14 protein-coding genes are annotated in these 12107 nt (G+C 65.4%); 7 read left to right on the top strand and 7 right to left on the bottom strand.

Translation table 11 applies throughout. The features are described 5' to 3' along the window. Nucleotides 1-15: 15 nt before the first annotated feature. A complete protein-coding gene (locus tag ACNH6H_RS00840) occupies nucleotides 16-999 on the bottom strand; it encodes a DUF3179 domain-containing protein (protein ID WP_418314830.1) in 984 nt (327 codons plus the stop codon). A gap of 208 nt (nucleotides 1000-1207) precedes the next feature. Here ACNH6H_RS00840 and ACNH6H_RS00835 point away from each other — a divergent pair, with 208 nt between their 5' ends. The 5 genes from ACNH6H_RS00835 to ACNH6H_RS00815 all read left to right on the top strand — a co-directional run bounded on the left by ACNH6H_RS00835 (nucleotide 1208) and on the right by ACNH6H_RS00815 (nucleotide 4203). Next, entirely contained in the window at nucleotides 1208-1510 is a 303-nt protein-coding gene (locus tag ACNH6H_RS00835; RefSeq protein WP_418314829.1) for a DUF2282 domain-containing protein, read from the top strand. Nucleotides 1511-1526: 16 nt separating this feature from the next. Next, nucleotides 1527-2444 (top strand): DUF692 domain-containing protein, encoded by a 918-nt coding sequence (locus ACNH6H_RS00830; protein ID WP_418314828.1) that lies wholly within the window; start codon nucleotides 1527-1529, stop codon nucleotides 2442-2444. Next, nucleotides 2441-3211, top strand: coding sequence for a putative DNA-binding domain-containing protein (locus ACNH6H_RS00825; RefSeq protein WP_418314827.1), 771 nt, complete (start codon nucleotides 2441-2443; stop codon nucleotides 3209-3211). The genes ACNH6H_RS00830 and ACNH6H_RS00825 overlap by 4 nt, the downstream gene beginning before the upstream one ends. 63 nt (nucleotides 3212-3274) lie before the next feature. Beyond that, nucleotides 3275-3754 carry a DoxX family protein gene (locus tag ACNH6H_RS00820; RefSeq protein ID WP_418321173.1) on the top strand — a complete coding sequence of 160 codons (480 nt, stop codon included), beginning with the start codon at nucleotides 3275-3277 and terminating at the stop codon, nucleotides 3752-3754. Between the two features lie 80 nt (nucleotides 3755-3834). Further along, the gene (locus ACNH6H_RS00815) at nucleotides 3835-4203 is read left to right on the top strand and encodes an HU family DNA-binding protein (RefSeq protein ID WP_418314826.1); all 369 of its coding nucleotides are present in this window, start codon (nucleotides 3835-3837) and stop codon (nucleotides 4201-4203) included. A 217-nt stretch (nucleotides 4204-4420) separates the two neighbouring features. Here ACNH6H_RS00815 and ACNH6H_RS00810 read toward each other — a convergent pair whose 3' ends face one another. Then, entirely contained in the window at nucleotides 4421-4684 is a 264-nt protein-coding gene (locus tag ACNH6H_RS00810; RefSeq protein WP_418314825.1) for a cold shock domain-containing protein, read from the bottom strand. A 198-nt stretch (nucleotides 4685-4882) separates the two neighbouring features. On the opposite strand from ACNH6H_RS00810, the gene clpS reads away from it, so the two are divergent. After that, nucleotides 4883-5236 carry an ATP-dependent Clp protease adapter ClpS gene (gene clpS / locus ACNH6H_RS00805; protein WP_418314824.1) on the top strand — a complete coding sequence of 118 codons (354 nt, stop codon included), beginning with the start codon at nucleotides 4883-4885 and terminating at the stop codon, nucleotides 5234-5236. Continuing rightward, a complete protein-coding gene (clpA, locus tag ACNH6H_RS00800) occupies nucleotides 5233-7533 on the top strand; it encodes an ATP-dependent Clp protease ATP-binding subunit ClpA (protein WP_418314823.1) in 2301 nt (766 codons plus the stop codon). Before clpS ends, clpA begins: the two co-directional genes overlap by 4 nt. Nucleotides 7534-7546: 13 nt before the next feature. Here clpA and ACNH6H_RS00795 read toward each other — a convergent pair whose 3' ends face one another. From ACNH6H_RS00795 to ACNH6H_RS00775, 5 genes are read right to left on the bottom strand one after another with little or no spacing between them, the layout of a single operon-like run. Beyond that, nucleotides 7547-8344, bottom strand: coding sequence for a zinc-dependent peptidase (locus ACNH6H_RS00795; RefSeq protein ID WP_418314822.1), 798 nt, complete (start codon nucleotides 8342-8344; stop codon nucleotides 7547-7549). A gap of 20 nt (nucleotides 8345-8364) precedes the next feature. Further along, entirely contained in the window at nucleotides 8365-9177 is an 813-nt protein-coding gene (locus ACNH6H_RS00790) for a UDP-2,3-diacylglucosamine diphosphatase (protein WP_418314821.1), read from the bottom strand. Between the two features lie 20 nt (nucleotides 9178-9197). Continuing rightward, complete coding sequence (locus ACNH6H_RS00785) at nucleotides 9198-9701, bottom strand: peptidylprolyl isomerase (protein WP_418314820.1); 504 nt, start codon at nucleotides 9699-9701, stop codon at nucleotides 9198-9200. 55 nt (nucleotides 9702-9756) lie between these two features. Continuing rightward, nucleotides 9757-11202 (bottom strand): L,D-transpeptidase family protein, encoded by a 1446-nt coding sequence (locus ACNH6H_RS00780; protein WP_418314819.1) that lies wholly within the window; start codon nucleotides 11200-11202, stop codon nucleotides 9757-9759. Then, nucleotides 11199-12074 carry a hypothetical protein gene (locus tag ACNH6H_RS00775; RefSeq protein WP_418314818.1) on the bottom strand — a complete coding sequence of 292 codons (876 nt, stop codon included), beginning with the start codon at nucleotides 12072-12074 and terminating at the stop codon, nucleotides 11199-11201. The genes ACNH6H_RS00780 and ACNH6H_RS00775 overlap by 4 nt, the downstream gene beginning before the upstream one ends. Nucleotides 12075-12107 lie beyond the last annotated feature (33 nt).

Here is a 12107-nt window from a genome sequence, read left to right as displayed (position 1 = left end):
CGCTGCTGCGCCGCTTCAACGCGGCAGCAGCAACTCGGTTTTCGGGTGGAAGGCGACCCAGGCGAACCAGTAGGCGGTGATCGTCGGCAATACCTGGCCCTGCGCATCGAGTGCCTCGGCACTGCGATGGCGGGCATCGAAGCGGATGCGCAGCGCTTGCCCGCCGAGCCGGTCGGCAAATTCGCCTTTTGCGTCGACCCTTTTTTCGAGCACGCTGAACGGATAGGCCTTGTGGCGGCCGCCGATCTCGACGCCGAGCACCCATTCCTTCGCGCCAATCCGGTCATCGCGGTTCTGCACGTCGAACATCAGTGCCGAGCGTTGCTCATAGCCGGCATAGGGATCGAGCCGGTAATTGCGGAAAAAGCCGGTATCGGTCGACAGGACCGTCGTCGAGGGCTGTCGGCTGCGCCAGTCGGCCCAGCTGGTGTGTGTCACCGGCAGCATCTTCAGGCGCGTGCCTTTCGCCGGGCCGCTGATCGCCTGCTGCATGATCTGCGACCACAGCGATGACGTCGCGCGGTCGTAGAGCAACACATCGCTGTTGTAGAGCAGGCCGGAGACGCCGAAACCGGATTCGGCATGGCCGGCGGCCGGCTCGAAGACGACGCCGGTGCCGCACAGCGGACAGTAGCTGACGACGATGCGTCGATCGCCGAAGCGGTCGTTGACGACCTCGTGCCAGTTCAGGATGCGGATCGGGTAGGCGCGCGCCTGGCCGTCGATCGCCAGGCCGAGCACCCGGTCGTCCGGCGCCAGCGCTGCTTCGCCTGCCGCAATGAACACCGGCTTGTCGATCGCCGGTATGCCGTCCTTCGGCGGCCCGCCACGCTGGATCGCGGCGATCGGCACCAGCGGGTCGCTGATGTCGAAGCCGTTCAGGCTGACGCGCGGCGGGTTGCCGCTGCCGGCAAGCAGCGATGGCGAAACGCCGGACAGCAACACAAGCAGCGCAGCAAGGCTTCTGCGCCGCACGGCGATCAGGTGGAACAGGTTCAAGGCCATCTCCTGGCAGAAGCCATTTGATATACGACGTTCAACAACCCGACTTCTTACGGCGTTTCCCCGTCAACCGCCGGTGTAAGAAACCCCACTGCTGCCGCGTCCAAGGGGTAGGAAGACAGCCGGTGCCCGTCCGGACCGGTGGTTTTCCCGACTGGCCAAGCGGCCGGCTGCCAACAATCACCTTCGGAACCTGGAGACTCAGATGAACCACACCACCCCGATTTCCACCGTCACCCTTGCATTGGCCCTCGGAGCGGCATTCGCCGTGATGCCGGCCGCAGCGCAGGACAAGGCCGCCGACAAGGAAAAATGCTACGGCGTCGCACTGAAAGGCAAGAACGATTGCGCCGCCGGCCCGGGCACGACCTGCGCCGGCACGTCGAAAGTCGATCACCAGGCCAATGCCTGGTCGCTGGTACCGAAGGGCACCTGCGAGAAGACCGCGTCGAAGACTTCGCCGACCGGCTTCGGCCAGATGAAGGCGTTCGAGCCGAAGAAGGCCTGATCGGGCCCGGACTGCGATGGACCAGCCGGACCGCAATCGCCAGCGCGCATCGCTGCCGCCCGGCGGCGCGGTTGTCGGCATGCGGCTGCCGCCAAGAGCCGGGCTGGGCCTGAAGACCCAGCATGTCGCGCAGGTGCTGGCCGAAAAGCCCGATATCGGGTTCTTCGAGGTCCACGCCGAAAACTACATGGTCGACGGCGGGCCGTTGCATGCGCAGCTGCGCCTGGTCCGCGACAGTTACCCGTTGTCGCTGCACGGCGTCGGCCTGTCGATCGGCGGGGCCGATCCGCTCGACGAGCAGCACCTCGCCCGTCTGGCCGCGTTGATCGAGCGTTACAAACCGGCAGTTTTTTCCGAACACCTTGCGTGGTCGACTCACGGTGGCGTCTTCTACAACGACCTGCTGCCGCTGTCGTACGACGCAGCCACGCTGGACCGCGTCTGCCAGCATGTCGACCAGGTGCAGGAACGCCTCGGCCGGCAGATGCTGCTGGAAAACCCGTCGACTTATGTCGAATTCGAGACCTCGACGATCAGCGAGGCGGCCTTCATCCGCGAGGTGATCGATCGCACCGGCTGCGGGCTGCTGCTCGACGTCAACAATGCCTTTGTCTCGTGCACCAACCACGGCCGCGACGTGATGGCCTATCTGCTCGATCTGCCGTTGCAGGCGGCCACGCAGATCCACCTGGCAGGCTTTGCGAGCGAGCGCGACAGCGCCGGCGCAGCATTGCTGATCGACAGCCATGGTTCGCCGGTCGACCGCATCGTCTGGGGCTTGTACCGGCAGGTGATCGAGCAGCTCGGCCCGATGCCCAGCCTGCTGGAACGAGACAACGACATCCCGCCGCTCGAAATTCTGCTCGACGAGGCTCGGCAGGCGGAGGCGATCCTGGCCAAGGCGCCGGCCGCGTTGCGCGAGGCTGCCCGATGAGCGCGCTCGAAGCCAGGTTCGCTGCGGCGCTGCTCGATCCGTCGCTGCCCGCACCGCCAGCGCTGCGCAGCTGGAATGGCTCGGATGTCGACGGCCGGCTTGCCATCTACCGCAACAACGTGATCAGCTCGCTCGTCGATGCCCTCGGCGAAACCTTCCCGGTCGTGCAGGAGCTGGTCGGCGAGGAATTTTTCCGTGCGATGGCTGCGGTGTACGTGCGGCAGGACCCGCCGCGCAGCCGCATCCTCGCGTCATACGGCGCCGGCCTCGCGGAGTTTCTCGAATCATTCGAGCCGGTGTCCAGCCTGCCCTATCTGCCCGATGTCGCGCGGCTCGAGTTTGCCCGCGTCCAGGCCTGCCACAGCGCCGATGCGCCGGTCGCGACGGCCACCCAGGTGGCCGCTGCATTGTCGGCAGGCGCTCGGATCGGCCGCATCCGTTTCGACTGGCATCCGTCGCTGGCCGTCATCGAATCCGAATGGGCAATCGTCTCGCTGTTCGCCGCTCATCAGGGCGTCGTCGACATCGCCAGCGTCGACCCGGCTCAGCCGGAAACCGCGGTTGTTCTCCGCGACCAGTCCGACGTCGTCGTGTTGCCGGCAGCTGCGGGGCTGGCGGCATTTGTCGCAGCGGTCCGCCGCGGCAGCGCGCTGGCCGAAGCCGCTGGCGAAGCGGCCAGTTCGCACAGCACATTCGACCTTGCGCTCGTGCTTGGCATGCTGCACCGCCACGGCGCGATTGCTTCGATTCACCTGCCACTGGAGTGACACATCATGCATGCTGAACGACTGCAACGGCCTGCTGCCATCGGCACGTCGAGGCCGCGGTGGATGGGCTGGCTCGACAAGGCCGTCGCACTGCTGACGCTTATTCCGCATTCGCTGATTGCCTTTGTCGGCCGGTTTTCGATCGCCGCTGTCTTCTGGAGCTCGGGACAGACCAAGGTCGAGGGTTTTGCGCTGAACATCGTCGCCGGCGAGTTCAGTCTGGGCTGGCCGCGGCTGTCCGAATCGGCGGTCAGCCTGTTCGAATACGAGTACCAGCTGCCGCTGATCGCGCCGGGCCTTGCCGCGCTGATGGCGGCCTTCGCCGAACACCTGTTCCCGGCGCTGTTGCTGATCGGTCTTGCAACACGTTTTTCTGCCCTGGCGCTGCTGATCATGACGCTGGTGATCCAGTTGCTGGTTTATCCCGGCGCGTATGCAACCCACGGCACCTGGGCCGCGGTGCTGCTTTACCTGATGGCGGCCGGCCCGGGAAAATTGTCGGTTGATCACCTGCTCGCAAAGCGCTGGCGGCACGACGACTGAGCTGCCGGCGATGCTGTGGCGTGTCGCGCCGCAGCGACTGTGAGGCTTGCCGCCAGGAAACGGCTGCAGGATGCGTGACAATGTTGCCGACCGCGGGTCGCGGTTGCCAACTGAGTCCAAGAATGAACAAAGCCGAACTGGTCGAACAACTCGCTGACAAACACTCCCTGACCAAGGCGGAATCCGGACGGATTCTGCAAACCCTGCTCGACACCATCGTCACGTCGGTTCGCAAGGGCGATCCGGTGGTGCTGCCGGGCTTCGGCTCGTTCAAGCTGCATGCTCGGGCAGCGCGCAACGGCGTCAATCCGGCGACCGGCGCGAAGATCAAGATTGCCGCGGCCAAGCTGCCCAAATTCACGCCTGGAACCACGTTCAAGGCCGCCGTCGATCCGCGCGGCACTGCCCGCAAGGCGGCCAAGGCCGGCGCCGCGAAAAAGTCGAAATAAAGCGGGCGATCGGCTGCTGCCGATCGACGCTCCCGCGGCGTGTTGGAGGTGGCCGGTTCGCCGGCCCGGTGGCGCACACCCCGTCCAACAAGTGGAATCGGATCGCTGCCGATTGCCACACGTTGACCATCCTGCACGCACGAGCGCGCGCGCGGTGCTGATCTCGACGCGTGGACTTGCGCCGGTCCGGCCAATGTGCCGGACCATGGCGGCTGGTTCAGCCGGCGGTCTGGACGACCGGTGGTGTGTCGCTGACGGCCGCAGATGGCTGCGGCTCGTCGATTGGCGAGATATTCTGTGCCAACTGCCCTTTCGGGCCTTGCTGGATGTCGAACTGGACCCGACCTCCCTGCTTCAGCGTGCGGAAACCTTCCATCTGCACTGCGGAGAAATGTGCGAAGACATCGGCACCTCCGCCGTCGGGTTCGATGAATCCGAAGCCCTTGGCATCGTTGAACCACTTGACTGTTCCGAGCGCCATGCCGCACCTCCCATCCATCGCCACATGGAATTCTGGTAGCCAGCCCCAGTGATGTCAAGGCAGGCGGCCACGGCGGGCCAGCCTCGGAAACAGGCGGTCGGAACGGCGGTTTTTCCGCTTCGGCGGCTTGCGATCGGTCGTATCGTCTGCATATGACCCCGGTATGACCGAGACAATGCAAGTCGATAGAATCGAAACATGCCTGCAGAACCAGTCAAGCCGTCCGTTCCGCCCGCCGGTACGCCAACGCCTGGCGACCAGGGAGCGGTCGTTGCCGAGCGCCAGGCCGCAAAGACGGAACCTCCGAAGATGTATCAGGTTCTCATGCTCAACGACGACTACACACCGATGGAGTTCGTCGTGATGGTGCTGCAGGAATATTTCCAACGCGACCTCGAGACCGCGACCCAGATCATGCTGAAGATCCACCACGAGGGTCGGGGGGTGTGCGGCGTCTATACAAAGGACGTCGCCGCTACCAAGGTTGAACTGGTGCTGGCCGCTGCCCGCCGTGGCGGCCACCCGCTGCAATGTATTTTGGAGGCCGCATGATTGCGCAAGAGCTAGAAGTCAGTCTGCACATGGCGTTCGTCGAGGCGCGTCAGCAGCGACACGAATTCATCACCGTCGAGCATCTGCTGATGGCATTGCTCGACAACCCGTCGGCTGCCGAGGTGCTGCGCGCCTGCACCGCCAATATCGACGACCTGCGCAAGAGCCTGGCCGGCTTCATCAAGGAGAACACGCCGACCGTCGGCGGCTCCGACGAAGTCGACACGCAGCCGACGCTGGGTTTCCAGCGCGTGATCCAGCGCGCGATCATGCATGTGCAGTCGACCGGCTCCGGCAAGAAGGAAGTGACCGGCGCCAATGTGCTGGTCGCGATCTTCGGCGAGAAGGATTCGCATGCGGTCTACTACCTGCACCAGCAGGGCGTGACACGGCTCGACGTCGTCAACTTCATCGCCCACGGCATCAAGAAAAACGACCCGCCGGAGCCGGCCAAGCCGAGTGAAGGCGGCGCAGCCGAGGCCGACAAGGAAGAGGGCGACGGCAAGGGGTCGCCGCTCGACCAGTTCACGCAGAACCTCAATGCGATGGCGCGCGACGGCAAGATCGATCCGCTGATCGGCCGCGAGCTTGAAGTCGAACGCGTCGTGCAGATCCTGTGCCGGCGGCGCAAGAACAACCCGCTGCTGGTCGGCGAGGCCGGTGTCGGCAAGACCGCGATCGCCGAAGGCCTGGCATGGCGCATCACGCAGGGCGAGGTGCCCGACGTGCTGGCCGATGCCACCGTCTATGCGCTCGACATGGGTGCATTGCTCGCCGGTACCAAATACCGTGGCGATTTCGAGCAGCGGCTGAAAGGCGTGCTGAAAAGCCTGAAGGACCAGCCGCATGCGGTGTTGTTCATCGACGAGATCCACACGCTGATCGGCGCCGGCGCGGCGTCCGGCGGCACGCTCGACGCAAGCAACCTGCTGAAGCCTGCGCTGAGTTCGGGCACGATGAAATGCATCGGCGCCACGACCTTCACCGAATACCGCGGCATCTTCGAGAAGGATGCGGCGCTGTCGCGGCGCTTCCAGAAGATCGACATCGTCGAGCCGTCGGTCGAGCAGACGATCGAGATCCTGAAGGGGCTGAAGACACGCTTCGAGGAGCACCACAGCGTCAAATATGCGCTGAATGCGCTGCAGGCCGCGGCCGAGCTGTCAGCCAAGTTCATCAACGACCGCCATCTGCCCGACAAGGCGATCGACGTGATCGACGAGGCCGGCGCGGCGCAGCGCGTGCTGCCGAAGAACAAGCAGAAGAAGACGATCACGCGCAGCGAGGTCGAGGAAATCGTCGCGAAGATCGCGCGCATTCCGCCAGCCGCGGTGTCGAACGACGACCGCTCGAAGCTGAAGAGCCTGGACCGCGACCTGAACAGCGTCGTCTTCGGCCAGGAACCGGCGATCGAGGCGCTTGCGTCGGCGATCAAGATGGCGCGCTCCGGGCTCGGCAAGCCCGACAAGCCGATCGGCTCGTTCCTGTTCTCCGGCCCGACCGGCGTCGGCAAGACCGAGGTCGCGAAGCAACTCGCCTATGTGCTCGGCATCGAACTGATCCGCTTCGACATGAGCGAATACATGGAGCGCCATGCGGTCAGCCGACTGATCGGCGCGCCGCCGGGTTATGTCGGTTTCGACCAGGGCGGTCTGCTGACCGAGGCGATCACGAAGAAGCCGCATGCGGTGCTGCTGCTCGACGAGATCGAGAAAGCGCATCCGGATGTCTTCAACGTGCTGCTGCAGGTGATGGACCACGGCACGCTGACCGACAACAACGGGCGCAAGGCCGATTTCCGCAATGTGATCATCGTGATGACGACCAATGCCGGCGCCGAGACGATGAACAAGGCGACGATCGGCTTTACGTCGGCAAGAGAGCAGGGCGACGAGATGGCCGACATCAAGCGGCTGTTCACGCCCGAGTTCCGCAACCGCCTCGATGCGGTGGTCAGCTTCCGTGCGCTCGACACCGAGATCATCCTGCGCGTCGTCGACAAGTTCCTGCTGCAGCTCGAAAGCCAGCTCGCCGAGAAGAAGGTCGAAGTGACCTTCACCGACAAGCTGCGCACCTTCCTTGCGAAGAAGGGTTTCGATCCGCTGATGGGCGCGCGTCCGATGCAACGGCTGATCCAGGATACGATCCGGCGCGCGCTGGCCGACGAACTGCTGTTCGGCCGGCTCGTCGATGGCGGTCGGCTGACCGTCGACCTCGATGCCGACGACAAGGTCGAGCTCGATATCCAGCCGCTGAAGAAGATCGACAAGCCGAAGGCCGAACCCGCAACGGCCTGATCGGAGCAGCGTTTCAGGAGCCGGTCGCTTCGGCGGCCGGATCCTGCCTGAAGTAGCCCTGCAGCAACCGGTAGAGCGCCGGGTGCTCGTGCAGCAGCACCTGCGGACTGACGAAGAAGGCCTCGGCGGCCACGGCGAAGAACTCTTCCGGCGCTTCGGCGCCGTAGGGATCGATCGCCGGTTCGGGATCGTTGTCCAGCGAGTCGCAGAAGGCCTCGTATTCGCGATCGAGGACGTCGATCCAGCGCTGTCGTGCGGCATCGTTCGGCAGCAGCGGCACGCCGTCGGCGACGCCGTCGCGCATGTCGAGCACGTGGACGAACTCGTGGATCACGACGTTGTAACCCTGCTCGGCCGATTCGCCCGCCTCGGCGACATCGCGCCACGACAACATCACCGGCCCGCCGGACATCGCCTCGCCGGTCAGCGTCTCCTCATAGCTGTGGACGATACCGTCCTCGTCCATCACCTCGCGTTCGGCGACCACCTCATCGGGATGAACCACGATGCCGATGAAATCGTCGTAGGCCGACAACCCGAGGTGCAGGATCGGCAGGCAGGCCTGCACAGCGATCGCCACCGCGATCTCGTCGGTGGCCTGCAGCCCGCCGGCACCGGTAAATTCCTTTTCGGCGAGGAACAGCGTTGCCAGCTGCCGCAGCCGTGCCAGATCGGCGGTGCTGCGCCGCGCGATGAAAGGGTAGCGGGCAAGGGTGGTCAGCCAGAGCGGGTCGGGGATCGGCCGCTTGCTGAGCACCCGGTTCTGACGCCAGTCGCGCCACGCGTTCGACCAGCGCGCCAGCGGGCCCATTGATCAATCCGGATCGAGAGTCAGCAACCGGCCGGCGCCAGCCGCTCGAATCCGTCGGCGCTCAGACGCAGCACTTCGGCGCGCGTTGGCTGACCGGCATCATCGAGCTCCCAGTCGCTCAGCACGTGGCGGACAAGACCCGGCGCCATCGGTTCGCTGCCCGGGCAGTGGGTATGGCCATGGATCAGCACCGGCGCGCCGGCCTCGTGCATCCAGCGCACCGCGCTGCCCGGGTCGACGTCGACCCAATCGGCCCGCTGATGAGACTGCTTGCGGCGCTCGCTTTCCTGGCGGATCGCCTGTGCCTGGCGGCGCCGTTCGTCGATCGGCAGCGCGAGAAAATCGTGTTGCCAGCGCGTGCTTCGCACCTCGGCGCGAAAGCGCTGATAAGCGGTATCGCCGAGGCACAAAGCGTCGCCATGGCTGAGCAGGAAACGGCGGCCAAAGGCCACCAGCACGGTCGGATCGGCCAGCGCCATTGCGCCGCTGGCCTTCAGCATGCGGTCGCCGAGCAGAAAATCCCGGTTGCCGACCATGATGGCGATCGACCGGCGTGCCGCAGCCTCGGCGAGCAGATCGACCACACGGGCTTCAAAACCCTGCGTTATCGTGTCATCGCCGACCCACAGGTCGAAGATGTCGCCGAGCAGAAAAACCGCATCGGCGGGGGTCTCGCGCAGATGGCTGGCAAATGCCGCGCTGGTGCGCGGCCTGTCGTCTGCCAGATGCAGATCGCTGATGAAATCGATCTGCCGCCACGCCGCCGGCGCCTCGAACTCCCAGAATCTGGGCAAGCGCGTCGGCACATCCGCCGCGGCGGGAGGCGTGGCCATGTCGAGCTTGGCGGGCGGAATCAGCCGACGACCGTTGCGCGCTCGATCACCACTTCCTCGAGCGGCACGTCGTCCATGAAACCCTTGCGGCCGGTCTTGACGCCTTCGATGGCATCGACGACATCGGTGCCTTCGACAACCTTGCCGAATACCGCGTAACCCCAGCCGCTTGCCGACTTCGACGTGAAGTTGAGGAAGTCGTTGTCCTTCGCATTGATGAAGAACTGGGCGGTTGCCGAATCGGGGTCGGACGTGCGCGCCATCGCGACCGTGTAGCGGTTGTTTTTCAGGCCGTTGTCGGCCTCGTTGGCGATCGGCTTGTTTGTGGATTTCTGCTTCATGTCGGGCTGGAAACCGCCGCCCTGGATCATGAAGCCCTTGATCACGCGGTGAAAGATCGTGCCGTCGTAATGGCCGGCACGGACATACTCGAGGAAGTTGGCGCTGCTGCGCGGGGCCTCGGTTTCAGCCAGTTCGATGCGGATCAGGCCACGGTTGGTATGGAGTTCGACTTGGGTGCTCATTGGTAGTCCTTCGGGTTGCGGGCGGGTGGGGCGCTGGCGCGCCGGCCTGACGGGATCAGCCCAGGTTGCCTTCGAAAACCACTTTCCAGTGGCCCTCGTTCTGCAGCCAGTACTGGCGCTTCTGCCGCGGCCGGCTCTGCCCTGACGAATTTTCCGAATAGGTGACGACGACGATGTCGCGGTCATCGCGCCACCAGACGACCGACACCCCGTCGATCGTCGCCGGCCGGCCGAACGACGGGGCCCGCTTCGGCTTGCCGGCATCTTCGTCAGACGCGTAGAACTGCTGCAGGACCTCGGCATTGGCCAGCATGCGGGCCGCCTTCCATGCGTCGAAGGTCTTCATGAAACCGGCACGGCGTTGCTCGGCGACCGCCGGCTCGACCCATTCGATCTTCTCGGCGATCAGGATCGGTGTCTCCTGGCGCTCGACGATCCGCGTCAGCTCGAGCATGTCGGGGTTCGACACCGCGACGCACCCGTCGGTGGCCAGCGGCGGCCGACTGAACATCGAGGTCGGCACGCCATGCAGCCAGATGCCGCTGCCGGTGCGGCCCTTCAGCTGGTCGTAATGGTTCGGGTAGTTCAGTGCGATCGCCGCATCGCCATAACGATCCTCGACCGCGGGATCGCGCAGCCGTGAATCGGCGATCCGGCCGGTACCGAAATACACGCCGATCGGCGTGCGCAGGTCGCCCTCGACCTGCTTGGCCAGCCCGAGCTTGCCGACCGAGCTGTAATAGTCCTTCCTCAGCACCAGACCGTTGTCGGTATTCTCGAACACGTACAAGCGCGATTTCGAGACGTCGACCGCGATCGCATGGCGCACGTTGCGATCGATGCGGACGAACTGCGCCGGCACCGCGGCGGCTGGCGGCCGCTGACCGGCGGCAACAACGCGCGCCCGTGCTTCCGAGACCAGATCACGCAGCCGTTCCGCCGCCTCGGCACGCAGCGGCTGCGTGACCGCGCCAAACCCCTCGGCCGGGTTGGTCGTTGTCTTCAGCAGATCCGCGTAGACGAGTTGTGCGAGGCCGAAATTCGGCATGTCGCGGGCCAGCCTGGCGGCTTCCTCGATCGCTTCGCCGGCTTGCGAGGTCGCAATCAGACCGTAGATGCGCAACAACCGGGCATCTGCGGTCGAATAGGTCGACGAGGTGGCTGCCAGCAGTTCATCGCCCCGGGCGACCACCGGCTCGAGCCGGTCGAGCCGTTTTGCATTGAGCACCGGCGACGATGCTGCCTCTGCAACGTCGGCTGGCGCCGTCGTCGATGAGGTGTCGGCGGTTGCCAATGCGACGGGCGGCGCATCGCCGGCACCATCGGTGGCCTGCCCCTGCCAGATGCCGCAGGCGATCAGCACGACGGCGAGCGCGGAGACGACAAGCACCGTGGTTTTCCGCCGCAGGCCGGATCGGCGCCGCGCCGGCGCGACGCGGCGTGCCGACGGGTCCGGCTGTCCGGATCCGATGATGGCGCCGTCGGCGAGACCTTGGCTCACTGCAATTCTTCCTCTTCCTCGATCAACCAGCCCGACTGGCCGCGCACCAGATGCAGCCGCTTGCGGCTGGTTTCGGCATAGGCATCGCCGCGGTAACGCTGCGTGAAGGTCGCGATGACCTTGTCACCCCGCGCGACGAACTGGGGTTTGTCGATGTCGACGGTGATCTTCCTTTTCGGGACGATCCGCGAGCGCCGATGCTCGACCCAGTCTGCATGCGAGCCGTTGCGGCCGGAGTAGTTCGGCACATAGGCTGCGACATAGGCATCCATGTCGCGGCGGCTCCAGGCGTCGGCCCAGGCTTCGATCGCCGCCTGCGCTTCGCCGAGAGTTGCCTTCGCGAGCCCGGGCTGCGCCGAAGGCGCCGTCGCCACCGAGGTGGCATTGCCGCTGACCACCGGCGCTGCGGTTGCCGGCTGTGCGCCGGTTGCTGGTGCTGCGCTGGTCAGGCGGGCGCCGGCAGGCGCGGCGGCGAACTCGCGGCCAGCACCACTCAGGTTGACGCGGTATTCGCCGAGCGACAGCGACATGCGGTCGCCGACCAGCAGCAGCAGGTCGATCTCCGGTGCGGTCGCAGGGTCCGGCAGCCGCTCCAGGCGCAACACGACCTGGCCATTGCTCGCGCTCTGTGGCGTGATGCTGATCTGCTGCAGTGCCGGCAGATAGCGCATGCCGGCAACGCCATAGGCGTCGCGCGTTGCGATGCGGGCACGGATGTCGGCCGCGTCGATCGGTGCGCTGTCCGACAGCGTGATCTCGGCATACGGAGACTGCCCGGCAGGGGTATACAGCCGCAGCGTGCCGAAATCGATCGCGAGCGCAGGCAATCCCGCGGCCAGCAGGCCGGCCAGCATCGCCGGCACGCGAACCATCGCGTGCCAACGCTTTCGCGAATGTTGTTGTTC

The organism is Pseudideonella sakaiensis (genome assembly GCF_048320135.1).
Classification (GTDB): domain Bacteria; phylum Pseudomonadota; class Gammaproteobacteria; order Burkholderiales; family Burkholderiaceae_C; genus Ideonella_A; species Ideonella_A sakaiensis_A.
This window is presented reverse-complemented; position numbering and strand designations above follow the sequence as displayed.

Coding starts and splice junctions, on each gene's coding strand:
- ACNH6H_RS00835 (WP_418314829.1), top strand. CDS start 1,208: ATGAACCACACCACCCCGATTTCCACCGTCACCCTTGCATTGGCCCTC.
- ACNH6H_RS00830 (WP_418314828.1), top strand. CDS start 1,527: ATGGACCAGCCGGACCGCAATCGCCAGCGCGCATCGCTGCCGCCCGGC.
- ACNH6H_RS00825 (WP_418314827.1), top strand. CDS start 2,441: ATGAGCGCGCTCGAAGCCAGGTTCGCTGCGGCGCTGCTCGATCCGTCG.
- ACNH6H_RS00820 (WP_418321173.1), top strand. CDS start 3,275: ATGGGCTGGCTCGACAAGGCCGTCGCACTGCTGACGCTTATTCCGCAT.
- ACNH6H_RS00815 (WP_418314826.1), top strand. CDS start 3,835: ATGTTGCCGACCGCGGGTCGCGGTTGCCAACTGAGTCCAAGAATGAAC.
- ACNH6H_RS00810 (WP_418314825.1), bottom strand. CDS start 4,684: ATGGCGCTCGGAACAGTCAAGTGGTTCAACGATGCCAAGGGCTTCGGA.
- clpS (WP_418314824.1), top strand. CDS start 4,883: ATGCCTGCAGAACCAGTCAAGCCGTCCGTTCCGCCCGCCGGTACGCCA.
- clpA (WP_418314823.1), top strand. CDS start 5,233: ATGATTGCGCAAGAGCTAGAAGTCAGTCTGCACATGGCGTTCGTCGAG.
- ACNH6H_RS00795 (WP_418314822.1), bottom strand. CDS start 8,344: ATGGGCCCGCTGGCGCGCTGGTCGAACGCGTGGCGCGACTGGCGTCAG.
- ACNH6H_RS00790 (WP_418314821.1), bottom strand. CDS start 9,177: ATGGCCACGCCTCCCGCCGCGGCGGATGTGCCGACGCGCTTGCCCAGA.
- ACNH6H_RS00785 (WP_418314820.1), bottom strand. CDS start 9,701: ATGAGCACCCAAGTCGAACTCCATACCAACCGTGGCCTGATCCGCATC.
- ACNH6H_RS00775 (WP_418314818.1), bottom strand. CDS start 12,074: ATGGTTCGCGTGCCGGCGATGCTGGCCGGCCTGCTGGCCGCGGGATTG.